The 20,825-nt window shown below is 62.5% G+C and carries 20 protein-coding genes and 1 pseudogene; 9 read left to right on the forward strand and 12 right to left on the reverse strand.

The features are described from left to right. Positions 1-3,159 (forward strand): Ig-like domain-containing protein (locus tag IDM28_RS06635; RefSeq protein ID WP_188035598.1); only part of this gene is annotated, 3,159 nt, incomplete at its 5' end. A 227-nt stretch (positions 3,160-3,386) separates the two neighbouring features. Here IDM28_RS06635 and IDM28_RS06640 read toward each other — a convergent pair. Next, on the reverse strand, positions 3,387-3,749 hold the full coding sequence (locus IDM28_RS06640) for a YbaN family protein (protein ID WP_101317648.1): 363 nt from the start codon (positions 3,747-3,749) through the stop codon (positions 3,387-3,389). Between the two features lie 8 nt (positions 3,750-3,757). Beyond that, complete coding sequence (locus IDM28_RS06645) at positions 3,758-4,345, reverse strand: YecA family protein (protein WP_101317650.1); 588 nt, start codon at positions 4,343-4,345, stop codon at positions 3,758-3,760. Between the two features lie 246 nt (positions 4,346-4,591). Between IDM28_RS06645 and recQ the strand changes: the two genes are divergently transcribed. Beyond that, positions 4,592-6,730, forward strand: a complete 2,139-nt coding sequence (gene recQ, locus IDM28_RS06650) for a DNA helicase RecQ (RefSeq protein ID WP_150572174.1) — start codon at positions 4,592-4,594, stop codon at positions 6,728-6,730. A 148-nt stretch (positions 6,731-6,878) separates the two neighbouring features. After that, on the forward strand, positions 6,879-7,316 hold the full coding sequence (locus IDM28_RS06655) for a MarR family transcriptional regulator (RefSeq protein ID WP_101317654.1): 438 nt from the start codon (positions 6,879-6,881) through the stop codon (positions 7,314-7,316). A gap of 46 nt (positions 7,317-7,362) precedes the next feature. On the opposite strand, the gene IDM28_RS06660 is transcribed toward IDM28_RS06655, so the two are convergent. After that, a complete protein-coding gene (locus tag IDM28_RS06660) occupies positions 7,363-9,549 on the reverse strand; it encodes a patatin-like phospholipase family protein (protein ID WP_188035599.1) in 2,187 nt (728 codons plus the stop codon). Positions 9,550-9,616: 67 nt separating this feature from the next. Here IDM28_RS06660 and IDM28_RS06665 point away from each other — a divergent pair, with 67 nt between their 5' ends. After that, positions 9,617-9,898, forward strand: coding sequence for a SelT/SelW/SelH family protein (locus tag IDM28_RS06665; RefSeq protein WP_103436586.1), 282 nt, complete (start codon positions 9,617-9,619; stop codon positions 9,896-9,898). On the opposite strand, the gene IDM28_RS06670 is transcribed toward IDM28_RS06665, so the two are convergent. Together IDM28_RS06670 and IDM28_RS06675 are read right to left on the reverse strand one after the other, a co-directional pair. Continuing rightward, positions 9,899-10,789 (reverse strand): DMT family transporter, encoded by an 891-nt coding sequence (locus IDM28_RS06670; protein WP_188035600.1) that lies wholly within the window; start codon positions 10,787-10,789, stop codon positions 9,899-9,901. It lies immediately after the preceding gene. A gap of 157 nt (positions 10,790-10,946) precedes the next feature. Next, positions 10,947-11,258: a DUF962 domain-containing protein gene (locus IDM28_RS06675; RefSeq protein ID WP_101317662.1), complete on the reverse strand. Its 312-nt coding sequence runs from the start codon at positions 11,256-11,258 to the stop codon at positions 10,947-10,949. A 154-nt stretch (positions 11,259-11,412) separates the two neighbouring features. On the opposite strand from IDM28_RS06675, the gene IDM28_RS06680 reads away from it, so the two are divergent. Further along, on the forward strand, positions 11,413-12,468 hold the full coding sequence (locus IDM28_RS06680; RefSeq protein ID WP_101317664.1) for an AraC family transcriptional regulator: 1,056 nt from the start codon (positions 11,413-11,415) through the stop codon (positions 12,466-12,468). Here IDM28_RS06680 and IDM28_RS06685 read toward each other — a convergent pair. Beyond that, a complete protein-coding gene (locus IDM28_RS06685; RefSeq protein ID WP_150569813.1) occupies positions 12,425-13,879 on the reverse strand; it encodes a TrkH family potassium uptake protein in 1,455 nt (484 codons plus the stop codon). The genes IDM28_RS06680 and IDM28_RS06685 overlap by 44 nt on opposite strands. Before the next feature lie 148 nt (positions 13,880-14,027). Here IDM28_RS06685 and IDM28_RS06690 point away from each other — a divergent pair, with 148 nt between their 5' ends. Then, positions 14,028-14,582 (forward strand): NAD(P)H nitroreductase, encoded by a 555-nt coding sequence (locus IDM28_RS06690; RefSeq protein WP_101317668.1) that lies wholly within the window; start codon positions 14,028-14,030, stop codon positions 14,580-14,582. Between the two features lie 54 nt (positions 14,583-14,636). Here IDM28_RS06690 and IDM28_RS06695 read toward each other — a convergent pair whose 3' ends face one another. From IDM28_RS06695 to IDM28_RS06715, 6 genes and pseudogenes are all read right to left on the reverse strand, one after another. Further along, entirely contained in the window at positions 14,637-15,971 is a 1,335-nt protein-coding gene (locus tag IDM28_RS06695; protein ID WP_150572177.1) for a sensor histidine kinase, read from the reverse strand. 66 nt (positions 15,972-16,037) lie between these two features. Beyond that, positions 16,038-16,454 carry a Spy/CpxP family protein refolding chaperone gene (locus tag IDM28_RS06700; protein WP_101317672.1) on the reverse strand — a complete coding sequence of 139 codons (417 nt, stop codon included), beginning with the start codon at positions 16,452-16,454 and terminating at the stop codon, positions 16,038-16,040. A 173-nt stretch (positions 16,455-16,627) separates the two neighbouring features. After that, the gene (locus IDM28_RS06705; RefSeq protein WP_101317674.1) at positions 16,628-17,305 is read right to left on the reverse strand and encodes a response regulator transcription factor; all 678 of its coding nucleotides are present in this window, start codon (positions 17,303-17,305) and stop codon (positions 16,628-16,630) included. A 7-nt stretch (positions 17,306-17,312) separates the two neighbouring features. Further along, a pseudogene (locus IDM28_RS23810) lies at positions 17,313-17,396 on the reverse strand (translation initiation factor 2); the annotation flags it as partial. A 118-nt stretch (positions 17,397-17,514) separates the two neighbouring features. Beyond that, positions 17,515-17,814 (reverse strand): YciI family protein, encoded by a 300-nt coding sequence (locus tag IDM28_RS06710; protein ID WP_150569811.1) that lies wholly within the window; start codon positions 17,812-17,814, stop codon positions 17,515-17,517. Between the two features lies 1 nt (position 17,815). Further along, positions 17,816-18,412, reverse strand: a complete 597-nt coding sequence (locus IDM28_RS06715) for a septation protein A (RefSeq protein ID WP_188035601.1) — start codon at positions 18,410-18,412, stop codon at positions 17,816-17,818. Between the two features lie 67 nt (positions 18,413-18,479). On the opposite strand from IDM28_RS06715, the gene IDM28_RS06720 reads away from it, so the two are divergent. From IDM28_RS06720 to IDM28_RS06730, 3 genes are all read left to right on the forward strand, one after another. After that, a complete protein-coding gene (locus IDM28_RS06720; protein WP_101317681.1) occupies positions 18,480-19,340 on the forward strand; it encodes a PHP domain-containing protein in 861 nt (286 codons plus the stop codon). A 13-nt stretch (positions 19,341-19,353) separates the two neighbouring features. Further along, positions 19,354-19,983, forward strand: coding sequence for an L-threonylcarbamoyladenylate synthase (locus tag IDM28_RS06725; RefSeq protein ID WP_101317683.1), 630 nt, complete (start codon positions 19,354-19,356; stop codon positions 19,981-19,983). A 110-nt stretch (positions 19,984-20,093) separates the two neighbouring features. Next, entirely contained in the window at positions 20,094-20,807 is a 714-nt protein-coding gene (locus tag IDM28_RS06730; RefSeq protein WP_181088302.1) for a segregation and condensation protein A, read from the forward strand. Positions 20,808-20,825 lie beyond the last annotated feature (18 nt).

A 20,825-nucleotide genomic window follows, 5' to 3' on the forward strand; every position in this document is an offset into this window, starting at 1 on the left:
GCGAATTCGCCGACCCATCAGAACGACGGGCCGAACATCATCACCGAGACCTTTACCTATCAGGTCAAGGATTCGCTCGGTAATACCACCACCAGCAACATCGTCATCAGCATCGTCGACGACGTGCCACAGGCGCATTGCGACGTTGCCCGAGTGGAAATGGGTGGGCAGGTCAGCGGTAACGTACTGCTCAACGACGTGATCGGCGCGGATGTGTCTGCCGACGGCAAGTACGTGGTCGGTGTGCGCGCTGGGTCCGATACTTCGACCCCGGCCTCCGGGCAGCTCGGCGTGAATGTTCAAGGGACTTATGGCTACATCACCTTGGACGCTGAAGGAAACGGCGTTTATCACTCCAATCCGAACAGCAATGCTCCAGCAGGCGCGACGGACACCTTCGTCTATACCATTCGCGATGCTGACGGCGATGAGAGCACCGCGACCGTCACCATTAACGTGCTCAATTGCCAGATGGTTGCTGCACCAGATCACGATGTCACCGTCCATGAAAACGCTCTGGACCTGACCAAAGACGGCAACGATCTCGCGCCCGGCACCGTCACCGGCAGCCAACCTGGCTCGACCGGCGAAACAGCCAGTGGGACCTTGGTCGGTTCGGTCACAGGCGGCGTTGGGGCTTTGACCTACAGCCTGGTTGGCAACACCGAAGGGCAATTCGGGCAGATCCAGGTCAACGCCGATGGCTCCTACACCTACACCCTGACCTCGCCGGCGAATTCGCCGACCCATCAGAACGACGGGCCGAACATCATCACCGAGAGCTTTACCTATCAGGTCAAGGATTCGCTCGGTAATACCACCACCAGCAACATCGTCATCAGCATCGTCGACGACGTGCCCCAAGCGCACTGCGACGTTGCCCGAGTGGAAATGGGTGGGCAGGTCAGCGGCAACGTACTGCTCAATGACGTGATTGGCGCCGACGTTTCCGCCGATGGTAAATACGTAGTCGGTGTACGCGCCGGTTCAGATACCTCGACGCCTGCCTCTGGCCAACTCGGCGTCAACGTCCAGGGCACTTACGGCTACATCACCCTCGATGCCGAAGGTAACGGGGTTTACCACTCGTACCCCAACAGCAATGTCCCAGAGGGCGCCACGGATACCTTCGTCTACACCATCCGTGATGCCGACGGTGACCAGAGCACCGCGACGGTCAGTATCAACGTGCTCAACTGCCAGATGGTGGCGACACCGGATCACGACGTCACCGTCTACGAAAACGCTCTGGACCTGAACAAGGACTGCCACGACCTGGCTCCGGGCGCTGTGCTCGGCAGCCAGCCGGGGTCGGCCGCTGAAACAGCCAGCGGCACCTTGGTTGGCGCCGTGAGCGGCGGCGTAGGCATCCTCACCTACAGCCTGGTCGGCAATGCCGAGGGCCATTTCGGCCAGATCCAGGTCAACGGCGATGGCTCTTACACCTATACCCTGACTTCGCCTGCCAGCACTTCGCCGCAACAGAACGACGGCCCCAATATCGTCACCGAAACCTTCACCTATCAGGTCAAGGACTCGCTCGGCAACACCACCACCAGCAACATCGTCGTCAGCATTGTCGATGACGTGCCCCAAGCCCACTGCGACTTCGCCAATGTGGTCGAAGGCAGCAGCGTGACGGGCAACCTGCTGTGGAATGACGTGATCGGCGCCGACGTCTCTGCCGCTGGCCAGTATGTGATCGGGATCCGCGCCGGCAGCGACACCTCGACTTCTGCTGTGGGCCAACTCGGCACAGAGGTGCAAGGCGCTTATGGTTACGCAACGCTGGATGCCAACGGTAATGGCGTTTATCACGCCAACCCCAACAGCGTGTCACCGGCTGGAGCTACCGACACCTTCGTCTACACCATCCGTGACGCCGACGGTGATGAAAGCACTACGACGGTGACCTTCAACGTCCAGGACGCCAGCCAGGCGGGCTGCGCTGATGGAGTTGTTGGCGCTCGCTCGGCGGCCACTGACAAAGCTGCGCCGATCCGGTTCGACGTTGACGAACACAAAGCCACGGGCTCGCTCAAGGAGCTTGCTCGCAGCGCGTTCGCTGCCAACAGCGGCGCCATGACCTCCGCGCTGGTGGTGGCCGGCTATCTGGCGCAGATGGGCAACAGCCACGCCGGCGAGCAGGACGTGTACACGGTGGCCCTGCGCAAGGGTGAGACGCTCACCCTCGACCACGATCGCGCGCCGGGCAACTTGCTCATGGAATGGAAAGGCGCAGCTGGCAGCTATCACCCTGTGGCGGACGGCGGCAGCTTCACCGCCAGCCACGATGGCCTGTACAGCATCCAGCTGACCAGCACGACCGACAGCACTGCCCCGGCGCAGGATAGCTTCAAGCTCAGCCTGCTGATCGATTCGAGCAATGTCCAAGGCCAGAGCCACCCTGGCGGCCAAACAATTGGCAGCGACCCGGCAACTGGCACTGCAGACATCGTCTACCACGCAGACAGCACTGGCAGCGCGCTGACCGCCGATACGTTGTTGGCGGTGGAGGATGGCAAAGGCGAGGCGGTGCTGGTAAGCAGCCCAGGCAATGACCTGCTCGAAGGCGGTCACGGTATTGATACCGTCAGCTATGCCACAGCCAAGGCAGGCGTAGTGGTCGACCTCAACCTGGTGGGCCAGCAGGATACCGGCGGCGGTGGGCTGGACACCCTGGTCAGGATCGACAACCTGATCGGCTCGGACTACCACGACACCTTGATTGGCAACGCCAATGACAACGTGCTGATTGGCGGTCGGGGTGATGACCTGCTGACAGGGGGCGGCGGCAATGACACCTTCGTCTGGCAGAAGGGTGACACCGGCCACGACACTGTGACTGACTTCACGCCAGGCGCTGATCATCTTGACCTGTCGCAATTGCTTCAGGCCGATGCTGGCGCGGCGGCTTCACTGGATGACTTCCTGCACTTCAAGGTCAGCGCAGCGGGAGGTACGGTGGTGTCGACCATCGAAGTCAGCAGCGTGGCCGGTGCGGCGCCGAGTCAGACCATCGACCTGGCCGGCGTCGACCTTGCCCAGCACTATGGCGTAACGGCGGGGGCGGGTGGTCTGATTGCATCCGGGCATGACACCGCAACCATCATCAACGGCATGCTCAACGATCATTCGTTGAAGGTGGATACCGTCTAAGGTTGTTTGACTCATCTTGAGCCCGCTGGGGCCGCTTTGCGGCCCTTTCGCGACACAAGGCCGCTCCTACAGGGACCGCGCTAGTCAGTCATGCGCGGACCCTGTAGGAGCGGCCTTGTGTCGCGAAAGGGCTGCGCAGCAGCCCCGGCTATCTCAATTGGATCAACGATATCTCATAGTTCGCAAGGTAGGTGAGTGCCGGCCTGGCAGTGCCCTGGAGGACGGGCTCAACTGCGGCGCAGGGTCTTCTGCTTGAGAATGTACAGGCTCACCAGCACCGCGCTGGTGAGCATGAATAGCCGCGCCCAGAACAACGGCACCAGATAGCAGGACAAACCGATACTGGCCCACATCAGGCCAATGGCGTAGACCTTGCCCTTGAGCGGGATCCCCTCACCACCGAGGTAGTCGCGAATCCACGGTCCCAACTGCGGGTGATTGACCAGCCAGGCGTGGAAGCGCGGCGAGCTGCGGGCGAAGCAGGCGGCCGCCAGCAGCAGAAAGGGGGTGGTTGGCAATACCGGCAGGAAAATCCCCAATACCCCCAGCGCAACGCTGAGCCAGCCAGCGGCCAGCAACAGGTAGCGCATGACTGCTGTCAGTGATGGCGCGGCTTGAGCAGGGCTGGCTTTTCTTCAGGAGCGTGCAGCAGCAGGTACAGCGCGGTCAGGGCTTCCGGAATCTGCACGATCATGTCGTCCTGCAGGTTGGCGTCCTTGGCAATGTCTTCAAACTCTGGCTGCTCATCGAACAGACCCGAACCGACCATGATCGGCAGCAGCATTTCGCTGACTTCTTCTTCGGCGTTCTCGAACCAGGCTTCTTCACGCAGGAACACGCCTTCCATGAAGCCGATGCACCAGCCGCGCAGATCGGAGTCGTCCGGGTCTTCACCCAGGTCGAGGTCGCACGGCAGCTCGAACTCTTCGTCACTGGCCAGTTGACGGCTGATGTGGGCCTTGAGGGCGACCAGCGTGGCTTCGATTTCGACGCGCTGGGCGTCGCTGCTGTACTTGGGCTCTTCGGCAAACAGCGCGTCGATCCATTCGCGGTCAGGAACGGCCTCGGAAGTGATCGAAAGCGCGGTCAGGTAGCCGTGTGCGGCGACGTAATCCAGCGCTTCTTCGTGCAGCTCGTCGGCATCGAGGAAGACTTGCAGGCGGGTCAGTTGCTCGGCGAAGGACATTACGGGGCTACCTTGAAGAATAAACGATAACGAATTCTAGCACCTTGCTGCGATCACGGGGCAAAGGGAACGTCTGTCACCGTAGCGTCCTTTAGCACTCGTCGCTGGGGTATAATCCGCGGTTTTCAGCCGGGCACAGTGTTTGTGCGGCCCTTGGCAAAAGCTGCTTACGCATTCGCGCGTGTGCCGGACGAGTTTATCGTCCAGCCTGTGTTCGGGAATGATACGGCGATTTCGGAGTTTGCAATGCTCGAACAGGCTCAGCGCGTCCTCAAGGACATCTTCGGCTACGACAGTTTCCGGGGGCGCCAGGCAGCGATCATCGAATGTGTGGCCAATGGCGGCGATGCCTTGGTACTGATGCCTACCGGCGGCGGCAAGTCGCTGTGCTTCCAGGTCCCTGGCTTGTTGCGGCCCGGCTTGACTGTGGTGGTATCGCCACTGATCGCCTTGATGGACGACCAGGTTGCCACCCTCGACGAACTCGGCGTGGCCGCGGCAGCCCTGAATTCGACCCTGAGTGCCGAGCAGCAACGCGAGCTGGCCGGGCGCTTGCGCCGCGGCGAGGTGAAGATGCTCTACCTCGCGCCTGAGCGCTTGGTGCAACCACGCATGCTCGAGTTCCTGCAGGGCCTCGACGTATCGCTGTTCGCCATCGACGAAGCGCACTGCGTGTCGCAGTGGGGCCATGACTTCCGGCCTGAGTACCTGCAATTGGGCCAACTGGCCGAACAGTTTCCGCATGTGCCACGCATCGCCCTGACCGCCACCGCCGACATGCGCACCCGCGAAGAGATCGTCCAGCGTCTGCACCTGCAGGGCGCCGAGCGCTTTCTGTCGAGCTTCGACCGACCGAATATCTTTTACCGCATCGTGCCCAAGGAAGCGCCGCGCAAACAGCTGATGGCGTTTCTTGGCGAGCGCCGCGGCAACGCCGGGATCGTCTACTGCCTGTCACGCAAAAAGGTTGACGAGACCGCAGCGTTTCTCTGCGAACAGGGCTTTCCTGCACTGTCCTACCATGCCGGCCTGGCCGCCGACACCCGTGCCAGCAACCAGCGCCGCTTCCTCAACGAGGAAGGCCTGATCATGGTTGCGACCATTGCATTTGGCATGGGCATCGACAAGCCCAACGTGCGCTTCGTTGCCCACCTCGACTTGCCCAAGTCGCTCGAGGCGTATTACCAGGAGACTGGTCGTGCCGGTCGTGACGGCTTGCCCGCCGACGCCTGGATGGCCTACGGCCTGCAAGATATGGTCATGCTCAAGCAGATGTTGCAGAACTCCGAAGGTGACGAGCGTCACAAACGGGTCGAGCAGCACAAACTCGACGCCATGCTGGCCCTGTGTGAAGAAACCCGCTGCCGCCGACAGTCGCTGCTGGCCTACTTCGACGAAGTCCTCGAACAGCCCTGCGGTCACTGTGACAACTGCGTCGACAAGGTGCAGACCTGGGACGCAACCGAGCCTGCGCGTCAGGCCCTGTCGGCGGTGTTTCGTACCGGTCAGCGCTACGGCGTTGGTCATCTGGTCGATGTGCTGCTGGGCAAGGACAACGAGAAGATCCGCAGCTTTGGTCACGAGAAGCTCTCGGTCTACGGCGTCGGTAAGTCCCTGAGTGAACATGAGTGGCGCTCGCTGTTCCGCCAACTGGTCGCGCGTGGCCTGGTCGATATCGACCTCGAGGGCTACGGCGGCCTGCGCCTGTCCGACAGCTGCCGGCCATTGCTGCGTGGCGAGGTCAACCTGCAGCTGCGTCGCGACCTCAAACCACAGACCAGCGCCAAGAGCTCCAGCGGTGGCAGCCCGGCCAGCCAGTTGGTGCGTGGCGAAGAGCGCGAGATGTGGGAAGCCTTGCGCACCCTGCGGCGCAAGCTGGCTGAAGAGCACAGCGTACCGCCTTACGTCATCTTCCCCGACTCGACGTTGCTGGAAATGCTCCGCAGTCAGCCTGCAAGTCTTGCCGACATGGGTCAGGTCAGTGGTGTCGGCGCGCGCAAACTGGAGCGCTATGGCCAGGCGTTTCTCGAGGTGCTCAACGGCGGCGAGAGCACGCAGGCGCCAAAGGTGGTGCTTGACCTGCGCCACGAACTGGTAAGCCTGGCGCGGGCGGGCATGACGCCGATGCAGATTGCCGGCCAGCTCAATTGCAGCGAAAAGAATGTCTACAGCCTGTTGGCCGAGGCGCTCGGCCGTCAGGAACTGAGCCTGGACCAGGCGCTGGACTTGCCCGAAGACCTGATGATGGAAGTGCAGGATGCCTTCCTTGATGGCGAAGGCGAGCTACCGCCGGTGGCGGAGATCGCAGCGCAATTCGCCCAGCGCGTGCCGGAGGGTGTGCTGTATTGCATCCGCGCTGCGCTAGCGGCAGAGTTTGAGCTGTAACCAGGCGCGATGCCGCTGAGCGCGGCATCTGGCTGATCCTTGTCATATTTTTTGATGATTATCGGACATTTCCGTGACGCCCAGCCTTGCCTGGAGCGCAAGGCCATGATTAGCTGGCTAATAATTAGTTCTATCCATCGAGTTGTTTATGCCGCTTACCGACAATCAACACCGCTTTGGCATGCAACTGGCCCAGATGTCCCGGGGCTGGCGCGCTGAACTGGATCGCCGACTGGCCGGGCTGAATCTGTCTCAGGCTCGCTGGTTGGTGCTGTTGCACCTCGCTCGCTTCGCCGAAGCTCCGACCCAGCGTGAACTGGCGCAGAGCGTGGGCGTTGAAGGTCCAACGCTGGCGCGCCTGCTCGACAGCCTGGAAACCCAGGGCCTGGTGCGCCGCCAGGCGGTGCTGGAAGATCGTCGTGCCAAAAAGATTCTGCTCTGCCCACCTGCCAAGCCGCTAATTGAGCAAATCGAAACCATCGCCAACCAGCTGCGTACCGAACTGTTCAGCGGGGTAGACGAGGCAGACCTGGATATCTGCATGCGGGTCCATGCAAAGATTCTCGGCAACCTGGAAAAATCCTGAGGCGACGTCAGGGCTGCCATGCAGGGGCAGCCCCGGGCGCGTTCAATCAGAACGTGTGGCCCAGATTGAGATACACCGCTTTCTGCTGCTCGCTGTTGGCCCCATAACTGAGGTTCAACGGCCCTAGCGGCGTCTCCAACCCTAAAAATATGCTCGCGGCGTTGATGTAGCCACTGTCGAAGTCATTGTCGTTGTTCCAGGCCCGGCCGCGTTCGAGCGAGCCGCCGATGTACAGCGGGAAGTCTAGCGGCAGGTAGGCGCGTGGGGTCAGGCGCCGGTAATAGACCATCCGCATCAGGCTGATGTTCTGCCCCGACACCGAATCCTGACGGAAGCCCGACAGCTGCCGGGCGCCACCGAGCACGAAGCTCGAAGTGACCACGTCGGCGTCGTTCAGCGTGCGTCCGTAGCGCCCGCCAAGCACCAGCGTGTCGGCGCCGCTGCTGAGTGCCTTGTCCACGTTCAGCTCCCACTGACGATAGTTGCTGTCCGAATCCAGCGACTTGTCGTAGTTGCGCAGAGTCAGGCCGATGTCTTCGCCACTGTGCGGGAAGTACACGTTGTCCAGCGTATCGAACGAGTACTTGAGCTCGTAGAAACCTTCGTTGAAGCTGACCGAGGGCAGGTCCTGATCACCAATGCGAACGTCGGCGTTGCCCCAGGCCTTGCCCACGCCTGCACGCACCTCGCCATAGGTACCGATCTGGCGGCCGAGGTTGATGCCGAAGCCATAGCGTTGCAGGCGGTACTCGGCGATCGGGTCATTTTCCAGTGTCGCTTCGATGTTCTGCGAACCCAGATCCAGATACGGCGCGACGAAATACCGCGAACCGATGTCCAGCGGCTGATAGAACTCGCTGTACAGCTCTTGCTGATCGCCGATCTGCGCCCGCGTCAGCCATTCACCGCCCAGCCGATTGATGCCATTGATGCGGTAGCTGGCGCCGAGGTTGAAGGCGCTGTCGCCGCGCATGTCGTCCGACAGGTTGAGGCCCAGGCGTAGGTAGTCGGTACCGCCGCGTTTGCCGCTGGCCTTGATCACCAGGGTGTTGTCGTCGCCCTTGTGCACCACGCGGTACTGCACACCGTCAAAGTAATCCAGGCCATACAGGGTACCCATGTCGGTCTGCAGACGCTCCAGCTCCAGTGGCTCGCCAATCGGCTGGCGAACGTAGTAGCGGATCACGTCGTCGCTGACCTTCGAATCATTCTCGACCTTGATTGCGGTAATCACCGGGGTGCGCTGGCGCGGCGAGCGGGCGATGGCGAGCTGAGTATCGCCCTCAGCCTGGCGCAGTGTAGCCAGCCGGGCATCAAGAGCACGGGTGGCGCGGTAGCCGGCCTCGATCATCTCGGCGGTGCGGCCGAAGTCAGTGACGCCGAATGCCGCCAAGGGCGGCTGAATCAGGATGTCATCGCGGTGCAGGTTGGCCAGTTGCTCTTCGGAGTTTCGCCGGGTCATCAGGGTGATCGACTGGTTGAGCACATCCACTACCGTGTTCAGTTGCTTGCGGTCGCGCAACGGAGTACCGATGTCGACCACAATGGCCAGATCGACGCCCATCTCGCGGGCGACATCCAGCGGGATGTTGTCGACCATGCCGCCGTCGACCAGCAAGCGCCCATCCATCTCGACTGGGGCGAACACCGCCGGGATCGACATGCTGGCGCGGATCACCTGCGGCAGGTGGCCACGGCGGAACACCACTTTTTCGCCACTGGCGATATCGGTTGCGACGGCGCGGAAGGGGATCGGCAGTTTGTCGAAGTCGCGGGTATCAGCGGTGTGGGCCAATTTGCTTTCCAGCAGCAGGGCGAGGTTCTGACCCTGGATCACCCCCAGCGGCAGGCCCAGGCTGCCGTCGTCGCGAAAGCTCAGCTTCTGCTTGACCAGAAAATCGCGATCATCCTGCTTACGCCGGAACGGCACGTCCTTGCGCGGTGGTGCATCGGACAGCGCCTGCTGCCAGTCGAGTGTGGTGGCGAGTTTTTCCAGCTCTTCGACGCTGTAGCCCGAAGCATACAGGCCGCCAATGACCGCCCCCATGCTGGTGCCGGCAATGGCATCGACGCGCACGCCTTGCTCTTCCAGCGCCTTGAGCACGCCAATGTGCGCCAGGCCCCTGGCTGCGCCGCCAGACAGCACCAGGCCGACCTTGGGCCGGGTGTTTTCGGCAGCTGTGATCGGCAAACAGGTAAGCAGCAGCATCAGGCACAACAGCAAGCGGTGCATCGTCCAGTCTCAAAGCAGAGGGAAAGGCCGCTAGTATAAGCGGCCAACACTCTGGAGATAGCTGATCATGTCTGCGAGCAAGCCCGAAATAGTCATCAATTATTGCACTCAGTGCCAATGGCTGCTGCGCGCCGCCTGGCTGGCGCAGGAGCTGCTCAGCACCTTTGCCGACGATCTGGCCCGGGTCGCGCTGGAGCCAGGCACCGGTGGCGTGTTCCGGGTCACCTGCAACGGTGTGCAGATCTGGGAGCGCAAGGCGGATGGCGGCTTCCCCGAGGCCAAGCAGCTCAAACAGCGCGTACGCGACCAGATCGACCCGCAGCGCGACCTCGGCCACAACGATCGCTGATCAGCTGCCCTGGGTTGCAGGCTTGGCGGCGCTGGCCGGCTCGCTGGCCAGGCGGCTGGAGAGGATGATCGCCAGCACGATCAAGGCGCCGCCGGCGAGCATGGTCAGCGAAGGCCGCTCGGCGAACAGCGCCCAGGCCACGGCGATGCCATAGACCGGCTCCATGCCGAACACCACGGCGGCGGTGCGCGCCTTGATCACCGCCAGCGCAGCGACGAACAGGCTGTGCGCAATGCCGGTACAGAACACCCCAAGCAGGCCGATCCAGAGCCAGTCGACAGCGCGAACGTCGGCCAGACCCGGCGCTGCGAACGGCAGCAGGCACAGCGTTACCACCAGATTCTGCCAGAGCGCTGCCTGCGCCGCCGGCAAGCGCGCCCCGCCTGCGCGGTTGGTCAGCGACAGCAGCGAGAACAGCAACCCCGACAGCAATGCCCAGAGCAGGCCACTGGTGGCCTCGCTGGCCAGGTCGAAGGCGGGCGTGACGAGGATCAGGCCGATGCTCACCAGCACGACCAGCATCAGCTCGTTGCGACGGATGCGCTCGCGAAACAACAGCCCTTCAAGGATTACCGTGAACGCCGGGAAGCTGGCAAAGCCCAGGGTGGCGATGGCCACGCCGGCAACCTTGACCGCGATGAAAAAGCTCACCCAATGACCGGCCAGCAACACGCCGCCAAGCAGCAGACGGCGCACATCAGCGCCTTTGAGTGGTTGCCAGGTCTGACGCATGAACTGGGCAAACAGACCCAGCGCCAGCACGGCGAAGGCGGCACGGCCAAAAACAATGATGGCCGGGCTGGCCGAGACAGCGAGCTTGCCGAAGACACCGGTCAGGCCAAACAGCAGCGCGCCGATGTGCAGAGCGCCGAGGGCGGTGCGGGGTGTCATGGGAGTCCTCTGTGCGGACCGCTGGCGATAGGTACGAGGCGTGGCGCAGCGATGGCTGATGACAGGTGCGAGCCAGTTTAAGCGCAGGCGGGGGCGCTGTCTGTGGCCAATTCGCCCATCCCGTGCCGCGCATCAGCGTGTACGCAGCCCTAGCGCCTTACAAGCTGACCTTGCCCAGCAGGACGTCACGGAACATCGCGAAGTCGCCGATCAGGCTATACCACGGATGATCGAACGTCGCCGGGCGATTCTTCTCGAAGACAAAATGCCCGATCCAGGCAAAGCCATAGCCGGCAACCGGGATCAACAACAGCAACAACCATTTGCCGCTGGCAATGGTGTAGGCGAGCAGTGCTATCACCAGGCTGGTGCCGACGAAGTGCAGCCGCCGGCAGGTGGGGTTGCTGTGCTCGCCGAGGTAGAAGGGGTAGAACTCGGCAAAACTGCGAAACTGCGCTGTGCGGTCCATTATTTCGCTCCCTGAGCAACTGCTTATGGCGTCGGTACACGGCGTGGAGCCTGATTAGAGTCTAGAGTCATAGGCAAAGCGGGCCAGTGACAATAAGCGCCAATTGAGTATCCTTGGCATTCACCGCAGGAGCGGTCAGCACAAGAAGCCGGTTATGAGTGAAAGAACCACATCCGCCAGCTGGGCATCCGGCATCGTCAAGGCCCTCGAGCTGGAAGGCCTCGACTGCCAGGCCATGTTCAAGGAACTCGGCCTGGACTTCGCTGCGCTGGATGACCCGGACGCGCGCTTCCCGCAGGATTCGATGACCCGCCTGTGGCAACTGGCGGTCGAGCTGTCGGGTAACCAGGCGATCGGCTTGAACATGGCGCGGGTGGTACGCCCGGCATCGTTTCATGTGGTCGGTTATGCGCTGATGTCCAGCCGTACCCTGGCCGAGGGCTTCGAACGGCTGGTGCGCTACCAGCGGATCATCGCCGAAAGCTCGGACCTGAGCTTCCGCCTCGGGCCTGAGGGTTACTCGCTGGTGCTGACCGTGCACGGCGATCACCTGCCGCCAACCCGCCACAGTGCCGAAGCCTCGCTGGCGTGCGCGCTGGCGCTGAGCAAATGGTTGAGCGGGCGACCGATCCAGCCGCGGCGCGTGCTTATCCAAGGGCCACAGCCTGACGACATCGAGCCTTACAAGGTAGCCTTTCACTCGCCGCTGGTATTTGGCGCTGCTCACGACGCGTTGGTGTTCGAGCGGGCCGATATGGAAGCGCCATTGCCCACCGCCAATGAAGCCATGGCGGTGTTGCATGACCGCTTTGCCGGCGAATATCTGGCCCGCTTCTCGGAAAGCCGCGTCACCCACCGGGTGCGTCAGGTGTTGTGCCGGATCCTGCCCCAGGGCGAGCCCAAGCGCGAAACCGTGGCGCAGGCGCTGCACATGTCTCAGCGCACCCTGCAGCGGCGTTTGCAGGAGGAGGGCACCAGTTTCCAGACGCTGCTCGACGACACCCGTCGCGAGTTGGCCGAGCAGTACCTGGCCCAATCAGGCATGACCCTGCTCGAAACCGCCTACTTGCTGGGCTTTTCCGACCCGAGCAATTTCTACCGGGCATTTCGCCGTTGGTTCGACGCCACCCCCAGCGAATACCGCTCTCGGCTGGGCGCCGAGGCGGTCAGTGACGCCAGAACGCCGGCATACATAGAACCAGCACGGTGATGATTTCCAGCCGGCCGAGCAGCATGCCGCCCGCCAGGATCCACTTGGCGGCATCCGGTAAAGTGGCGTAGTTGCCCGCTGGGCCAATCACTTCGCCCAGGCCCGGGCCTACGCCGGACACAGTGCCCGCGGCGCCGGTCAGCGCTGTCATCCAGTCCACTCCCAGCAGCGACAGCAGCAGGGCGATTACGCAGATGGTGATGGCGAAGAAGAACGAGAAAGTCAGAATCGAGCGGACGATCTCTTCATCCAGGCGATGGCCGTTGTACTTCTGCTTGATCACCGCGCGCGGGTGGATCAGCTGATTGAGGCTGGCCTTGAGCAGGATGTAGGCAACCTGAAAGCGGAAAATCTTGATCCCGCCGGCCGTCGAGCCGGAGCAGCCACCGATAAAGCCCAGATAGAAAAACAGCATCAGCGAGAAGTTGCCCCACAGGCTGTAGTCGCCCAAGGCGAAACCGGTGGTGGTAACGATCGAGGTGACGTTCAGCGCGACGTGGCGCAGGGCATCCAGCCAGTGCAGTTCGGTGGTTGCCCAGTACCAGGTGCCAAGTACCAGCCAGGTGATCACCAGCAGGCCCAGCAAGCCCTGCACCTGTTGATCCTTGAACAGCGCTCGGCGATTGCCGCGCAGCGTCGCCACATACAGCGTGAACGGCATGCTGCCGAAGATCATCACCACTACCGCAACCCAGTGCACGGCCGGGATGTCCCACTTGGCCAGCGACAGGTCCGAGGTGGAAAAACCGCCGGTGGAGATCGCCGACATGGCGTGGTTGATCGCGTCGAACAGGCTCATGCCCGCCCACCAGAACGCCAGGCTGCCTAGGAAGGTAATGCCGACGTACACCAGCACGATCGACTTGGCGACCATGTGCGAGCGCGGCATGACCTTCTCCGAGCGGTCAGAAGACTCGGTCTGGAACAGGCGCATGCCACCAATGCGCAGCAACGGCAAGATCGCCACCGCCATCGCGATAAAGCCGATACCACCCAGCCAGTGCAGCATCGAGCGCCACATGAGAATGCCGGGAGACATGGTGTCCAGCCCGCTCAACACCGTCGCACCGGTGGCGGTAATCCCCGACATGCTCTCGAAAAAGGCGTTGGTATAGCTGATGTGCTGAGTCAACAGGAACGGCAACGCCGCGAACACGCAGACGATCAGCCAACTGCTGACGGTGAGCAGGTACATGTCGCGTGGGCGCAGGTGCACGTGCTCGGGGCGGCCGGGGATGATCAGCGCCAGGCCGGCGATGAAGGTGATCAGGCTTGACCAGAGAAACGACGGCATGTCGCCGGTGCGTTCGAACACCAGCAGGGTGGCCATCGGCACGACCATGCTGACCGCCAAGGTGATCAGGAAGATGCCGATGATGAAACCAATGATTCTTAAGGTCGGCAACGCCATGTGATCTGCTCTGACTCGAATCGGAAAGGGCGCCATTCTACCTGTGGGGCTGGTTAAGTAAACGCCCTTGGCAGATGCAGCGGTGCTGCCATGGCAGGCGTCGATAGTGCAGAATGGCAGCACTTTTTATCTGCCAGGAGGGTAGCCGATGGAGGCTCTCGACGCATTGCTCAACCGTGTATCCGTGCCACGCCTGACCGAGCCGGCGCCCAATGCGGCGCAACGCGAAGGGTTGTTCCAGGCGGCGTTGCGCGCGCCGGACCACGGCCAGCTGCGCCCATGGCGCTTTCTGACCATCGAGGGCGAAGGCCGGGCCAAGCTTGGTGAGCTGTTTGCCGAAGCGCTGGCCAATAAAGGCGACGCCAGCCAGGCCGCACTGGACAAGGCGCGCGCCATGCCGCTGCGCGCACCGCTGCTGATCGTGGTTATCGCGCGTCTGCAGGATCACTTCAAGGTGCCCAAGTCCGAGCAGCGGCTGGCCGCCGGTTGCGCTGCCCACGGCATCCTCATCGCCGCCCATGCACAAGGTATCGGCGCTGTCTGGCGTACCGGCGACATGGCTTTCGACGCCCATGTTCATCAAGGCCTGGGGCTGGAGGCCAACGAGGAGTTGATAGGCTACCTGTACCTCGGAACGCCGCTCAACGAGCCCCGCACCGCGCCTGTGCTGGACACGGCCGACTTCGTCCGCGCCTGGGGCTGAGTCGTGCAAGGGGCGCTCTGCGCCCCGCCGCTTTCGGTGTAAAGGAGCGCTCGATCAACTGCCAACGACGGCCGTGACCGGGAACTCCAGACGAGCAACGAAGCCTCCCTGGGCATGGTTGCTCAGGATCAGGCTGCCACCATGCCGCTCGGCTGCACGCCGGGCTATCGCCAGACCAAGCCCATGACCGGCGGAGTCCTGTCCCGGTGCACGGAAGAACGGCTCGCCGAGTTGAGCAAGATACTCCGGCGCAACCCCTGGACCATGGTCACGCACAGTTATCAGCACCCGCTGCTGCTCAAGCCTGGCGCTGATCTCGATCGGTTTGCCGCTGGGATTGAAGCGCAATGCGTTGCGCACCAGGTTATCCACGGCGCGCTCGACCAGCGTCGGCCAGCCCTGCAAGGTCAGCCCGGGCGCGGCTTCCAGGCGAATTTCCTGCTCCGGCGCACTCAGTTGCGCGTCCTTGCGCACACTGCCCAGCAGAGCGTTGACGTCGATCGGCTCAACCAACGCCTGCTCGGCATCGACTCTGGCCAGGGCAAGAATCTCGCTGATCAGGTCTTCCAGTCGGTCGCATTCGCGGGTCAGGCGCGGCCACAGGGCTTGGCGCTGCTCGGGTTGCGCGCGTTCGGCCAGCGCCAGGGCGATACGCAGGCGCGCCAGCGGTGAGCGCAGTTCGTGCGAGACGTCGCGCAGCAATTGGCGCTGGCTGCCGATCAAACTCTGCAGGCGCGCGCCCATCTTGTTGAAGTCGGTCGCCAGCACGCCGAACTCGTCACGCCGGGCCGCCAGTTGGGCCAGGCTGTTCTGCTGGTAGCTGGTCTGGCCAAGGTCATGCACGGCGCCGCGCAGGCGGCTCAGCGGGCGGGTAATCGACAGCGTCACCAACAGGCTGAACAAGGTCAGCACCACCAGGGCGATGCCGAGCGCGCTGAGTGGCCAGAGCAGGCTTTCGCGGTGCCAGGCATCCAGCTCCGGGTGCGGGATGCGGTAGATCAGCAGGTAGGTCTCGCCGCTGCTGGGGCTGGTGTATTCCTCGGTCAATCGGCGCCACGGCAAGCGCCGCTGGTCATTGTGCTGGCGCGCTTCAAAATCGGCCGCACGGCGCGGGAAGGTGCCCGGCACCACCGCATCGCCGGCGTCGTTGAGTACCTGCACATCGACCTTGTAGCGCTGCTTGCGCCGCTCCAGAAAGCGCTGGGCCGAGGCCACGCCGTCTTGTTCATAGTGCTGTGCCCAGCCGCTGGCCAGGGTATTCAGGCCTGGGTGACGGCTGAGGATCCAGTTGTCCTGGTTGAGCATATGGCCAAGCAGGATCGACAGCCCTGCGACCAGGGCGATGGCTAGCCAGAAACTGGCCAGGATGCGCCAGAACAATGAACGCAAGACGAGACCTCCACAAACGAGAAAAGCCCGGCCCGCTTCTGAGCGGGCCGGGCAGTGGGTTACAGCTTACTGAGCCTTGCCGGCTTTTTCAGCTTTCCAGGCCTGGAATTCCTTCCATTCAGCCTTGCGTGCAGCGCGTTCTTTCTGCTGCGCGTCGAACATCTTCTGTTGCTCGGGCTTGAGCAGGCCGCGGATCTCGCTGTCGGTCTTGTCGTGACGGGCCTTGAGCTCGTCCTGCATGGCTTTTTTATCGGCCGCCGGCAGTTTGTCCAGGTAGCGCTTGGTAATCTCGCGCTGGGCTTTCATGCCGTCGCCCTTGAGCTTGCCGATCTGCTGGCGTTGCTCCGGAGTCAGGTCGAGCTGGGCGTAAGGCGCATTGCCGCGGTGATGCGGGCCGTCGTGACGTGGACCGCCGTCTGGCATGGCCATGGCTACGGTTGGCAGGGCAGCGGCGAACATCAGAGCGATCAGGGTCTTGCGCATGGTGTTTCTCCTCTCATGGGCCGGTTGTTACCGGATGAGCCCAGTTTAGGGAGATCAAGGTCAGGCGCAGTCAGGTCAAGGTAAAGGCAAGGTAAAGAGGTTGCAGGGCGTTGCGGCTCGCTAGAGCGAAAGGCAAGCCGCGTCGCGCGGCTTGCCTGTGTCTGCTGCTGGGCTCAGAGGCTGTAGTAATAGCCACGGCTGCGCAGGGCGACGATGCGCGGGCGGCCGTCGGGGTGGGGCCCAACTTTACGGCGCAGGTTGCTCACGTGCATGTCCAGGCTGCGGTCATACAGCGTCAGTTTGCGGCCAAGGCTGATCTGGGCCAGCTCCTGTTTGTCCAGCGGCTCGCCAGGCTGGCGCAGCAGCGCCTCGAGGATGCGGCTCTCGGACAAGGTCAAGGTCATCTCGCGACCTTCGACGCTGACCACGCCACGGGCCGGGCTGAACGCCAGATCGCCGATTTCGACCTGGCTGCTCGGCGCTGCCGGGTGGCTGCGGCGCAATACGGCGCGCAGGCGGGCGGTCAGCTCGCGGGGGTCGCAGGGTTTGGCCAGGTAATCGTCGGCGCCCAGTTCCAGGCCGAGGATCCGGTCCAATGGCTCGCCGCGTGCCGAGAGCATCAGCACCGGCAGTTCGGCGTGCTCGCTGCGCAGCTGCTTGAGCAGCTCAAGGCCGCTGCCATCGGGCAACATCACGTCCAGCACGACGGCCGCCGGCGCGCATTCGGCCAGGGCCTGACGCGCACTGCGGCCATCATGGCAAGCCCGCACTACAAAACCTTCCTGGGTCAGCCAGCTGCAAAGCAGCTCGCAGAGCTCCTGGTCATCATCAATCAGTAACAGCTCGCTCATGACTCACTCAATTCAACCATTGACGGCGTCTTCTGTGTCCGCCAGTGGCAAAGATACCGCAGACTACCGAGAACAGTGCAACGTCTGCGCCAATTACGCAGCACATTTGTCGGTTCGGCGGTGTTGACTGAGGGGTATCGGCCGCTCGTCGGATTAGATGAGGGCGATTGGATGCCGGCCCTGCGGGCAGGGCCGGCAGGTGCAGCGGGTTATGGCATGACCTGCTTGAACGGCTTGACCACCACCTTGTCATACACGCCCGCAGCCACGTACGGGTCGGCATCGGCCCAGGCTTGCGCTGCAGCCAGGCTGTCGAACTCGGCGACGATCAGGCTACCGGTAAAGCCAGCAGCGCCCGGGTCATTGCTGTCGATGGCCGGGTGTGGCCCAGCCAGGACCACGCGGCCTTCGCCTTGCAGCTGCTGCAGGCGCTCGATATGCGCAGGGCGCGCGGCCAGGCGTTTGTCCAGAGAGTTGGCGACGTCGCTGGAGATGATGGCGTAGAGCATGTCAATCCTCGGTCTTGGGGGTAGTTGAGTCGCTGTCGTGCAGGTGGCGCGACAGGTAGACGCCTTGGGCGACCAGGAAGATCACGGTCATGCCGAGGCTGCCGAACACTTTGAAGTCGACCCAGAAGTCCTGGAAGGTAAAGGCCACGAACAGGTTGGCCGCACCGCAGATCAGGAAGAAGCAGATCCACGCCAGGTTCAGCCGTGCCCAGATCGCATCCGGCAGGGTCAGGGCGTGACCCATGATGCGTTTGATCAGCACCCGGTCACCAATGAAATAGCTGCCGGCAAAAGCCAGGGCAAACAACCAGTTGACCACCGGGGCTTTCCATTTAAGGAAGGTTTCGCTGTGGAAAGCCAGGGTCAGGCCGCCGAACAGCAGGCATGCGAGCAGGGTCAGCCATTGGCCTTTTTCCAGCTTGCGCTGGCGGATCAGCAGCGCGCCGTAGACCACCAGCGAGCTTGCGATCAACACCGCAGTGGCGCTGTAGATACCGCCGAATTCGAAGCTGTGACCGCCTACTTCGAGTGGGCGCGGGTCGAGCTTGTAGACGATGAAAAACAGCAGCAACGGAATGAAATCGACGAATTGTTTCACAATGGCAGCCAGAAGCGGGATGTGACGGCATAATATCAAACATCGATTCCAGCGAAAGCGCTCCTCCATGAATGTTGATCTGCACTGTCACAGCACGGCCTCCGACGGCGCCCTGGCGCCTTCGATTCTGGTCGCCCGCGCCCACGAGCACGGCGTGCAGACTTTCGCCTTGACCGATCACGACACCATCGAAGGCCTGCCCGAGGCCCGCCAGGCCTGCATTGAGCGGGGTATGCACTGGGTCAGCGGCATCGAGTTGTCGTGCACCTGGGGCGGCGCGACCATCCACATATTGGGTTACGATTTTCCTCTCGATGCGCCGCCGTTGCTGAGCGCAATCGAAGCTTTGCACCGTGGTCGCTGGCTGCGCGCCGAAGAAATCGACCGACGCCTGGCTGCCAAGGGCATGCCCAACACCCTCGAAGGTGCTCGCGCGGTGCAGCAAGAACTCGGCGACAGCGGCAATGCTCCGGCGCGGCCGCACTTTGCCGACTACCTGGTGCGTGCCGGACACGTCAAGGACCGCGGCGAAGCGTTTCGCAAATGGCTCGGTGCCGGCAAGCTGGGCGATGTGAAGCTGCATTGGCCTACACTCGAAGAAACTGTCGCGACCCTGCGCCAGTCCAACGCTTGGGTGAGCCTGGCGCATCCGATGCACTACGAACTGACCCGCAGCAAGCGTAGACGGCTGATTGCCGACTATATTCAAGCAGGCGGGCAGGCACTTGAAGTGGTCAACGGCATGATGCCGGCTGAGCAGGTGGGCACCATGTCCATCCTTACCCGTGAGTTCGGCCTGCTGGCAAGCGCTGGCAGTGATTTCCACGGCCCCGGCACCTGGGGCGAGATCGGTGCCTATCGGCCATTGCCTGAGGACCTGCCACCTCTGTGGCGTCGATTCAAGCATGAGCAGCCTATGGCGGTTTGAACAGGACGATTTAGTGAGCCAATTTTTCCAGATTCATGCGGAGAACCCGCAGCCGCGCCTGATCAAACAGGCAGTGGAAATCATTCGCAAGGGTGGGGTGGTGGTCTATCCGACCGACTCCGCCTATGCAATGGGTTGCCAGATCGGCGACAAGAGCGCCATCGAGCGGGTGCGCCGTTTGCGCCAGCTCGACAAGAACCACAACTTCACCCTGCTGTGCTGCGACCTGTCGCAAATGGGCTTGTTTGCCAAGATCGACACTTCCACGTTCCGTCTGCTCAAGGCGCATGTGCCGGGGCCGTATACCTTCATCCTCAATGCCACGCGCGAAGTACCGCGCTTGTTGCTGCATGAAAAACGCCGCACCATCGGCCTGCGCGTGCCGTCCAATCCGATCGTGCTGGCGTTGCTGGCCGAGCTGGGCGAGCCATTGATGAGCGTCAGCCTGATCATGCCCGGCGACGAAGAGCCGATGAATGACCCCTACGAGATCCGCCAGGCGCTGGAACATCACGTCGACTTGATCATCGACGGCGGCTTTGGCAACGTCGAAGGGTCGACGGTGATCAACCTCAGCGGCGACGAGCCTGAAGTGATCCGGGTTGGCTGCGGCGACCCAACGCCTTTCCTGGTGGATGCGTGAATCAACTGGCGCAGCCCGAGGCAGCGGCCAGCGACCTTTCAGTACCGCAGCAACTGCAGCTGGCGCTGGTGTATGGCGAGGCGGTTACCGAGCTGCCGCTGGACCTATACATCCCTCCGCATGCGCTTGAAGTGATTCTTGAGGCATTTGAAGGCCCGCTCGATCTGCTGCTGTACCTGATTCGCAAGCAGAACATCGACATCCTTGATATTCCCGTCGCGGAAATCACCCGCCAGTACATGACCTACGTCGAGCTGATGAAGTCGGTGCGCCTCGAACTGGCCGCAGAATACCTACTGATGGCCGCCATGCTGGCCGAGATCAAGTCGCGCATGCTGTTGCCGCGCTCCAGCGAGGTTGAAGAGGAGGAGGGCGATCCGCGGGCTGAGCTGATCCGCCGCTTGCAGGAGTACGAGCGGTTCAAGGCCGCAGCCGAGGGCATCGACACCCTCGCCCGGGTTGGCCGCGACGTGATCATTCCCAGGCTGGACGCACCGCAGGCGCAGGTGCGCAAATTGCTGCCCGATGTCAGCCTGGAAGAGATTCTGCTGTCGATGGCTGAAGTCATGCGCCGCAATGACCTGTTCGAGAGCCACCAGATCAGCCGCGAGACACTCTCTACCCGTGAGCGTATGAGTGAGGTGCTCGAGCGCCTCAAGGGCGGCGCCTTTGTGCCCTTTGTCGAGTTGTTCACCGTCGAAGAGGGCAAGCTTGGCGTGGTGGTTACCTTCATGGCGATTCTGGAGCTGGTTAAGGAATCGCTGATCGAACTGGTGCAGAATGAGCCCTTCGCCCCGATCCATGTCCGTGCGCGGACCGACTGAAACAAGCCGACCCAACTC

Source organism: Pseudomonas sp. EZ-C24, from assembly GCF_014525325.1.
GTDB lineage: Bacteria > Pseudomonadota > Gammaproteobacteria > Pseudomonadales > Pseudomonadaceae > Aquipseudomonas > Aquipseudomonas shirazensis.

Bases quoted from the DNA above. Each gene is read 5' to 3' on its own strand.
- IDM28_RS06640 (WP_101317648.1), bottom strand. From the start codon at position 3,749: ATGCGCTACCTGTTGCTGGCCGCTGGCTGGCTCAGCGTTGCGCTGGGG.
- IDM28_RS06645 (WP_101317650.1), bottom strand. From the start codon at position 4,345: ATGTCCTTCGCCGAGCAACTGACCCGCCTGCAAGTCTTCCTCGATGCC.
- recQ (WP_150572174.1), top strand. From the start codon at position 4,592: ATGCTCGAACAGGCTCAGCGCGTCCTCAAGGACATCTTCGGCTACGAC.
- IDM28_RS06655 (WP_101317654.1), top strand. From the start codon at position 6,879: ATGCCGCTTACCGACAATCAACACCGCTTTGGCATGCAACTGGCCCAG.
- IDM28_RS06660 (WP_188035599.1), bottom strand. From the start codon at position 9,549: ATGCACCGCTTGCTGTTGTGCCTGATGCTGCTGCTTACCTGTTTGCCG.
- IDM28_RS06665 (WP_103436586.1), top strand. From the start codon at position 9,617: ATGTCTGCGAGCAAGCCCGAAATAGTCATCAATTATTGCACTCAGTGC.
- IDM28_RS06670 (WP_188035600.1), bottom strand. From the start codon at position 10,789: ATGACACCCCGCACCGCCCTCGGCGCTCTGCACATCGGCGCGCTGCTG.
- IDM28_RS06675 (WP_101317662.1), bottom strand. From the start codon at position 11,258: ATGGACCGCACAGCGCAGTTTCGCAGTTTTGCCGAGTTCTACCCCTTC.
- IDM28_RS06680 (WP_101317664.1), top strand. From the start codon at position 11,413: ATGAGTGAAAGAACCACATCCGCCAGCTGGGCATCCGGCATCGTCAAG.
- IDM28_RS06685 (WP_150569813.1), bottom strand. From the start codon at position 13,879: ATGGCGTTGCCGACCTTAAGAATCATTGGTTTCATCATCGGCATCTTC.
- IDM28_RS06690 (WP_101317668.1), top strand. From the start codon at position 14,028: ATGGAGGCTCTCGACGCATTGCTCAACCGTGTATCCGTGCCACGCCTG.
- IDM28_RS06700 (WP_101317672.1), bottom strand. From the start codon at position 16,454: ATGCGCAAGACCCTGATCGCTCTGATGTTCGCCGCTGCCCTGCCAACC.
- IDM28_RS06705 (WP_101317674.1), bottom strand. From the start codon at position 17,305: ATGAGCGAGCTGTTACTGATTGATGATGACCAGGAGCTCTGCGAGCTG.
- IDM28_RS06710 (WP_150569811.1), bottom strand. From the start codon at position 17,814: ATGCTCTACGCCATCATCTCCAGCGACGTCGCCAACTCTCTGGACAAA.
- IDM28_RS06720 (WP_101317681.1), top strand. From the start codon at position 18,480: ATGAATGTTGATCTGCACTGTCACAGCACGGCCTCCGACGGCGCCCTG.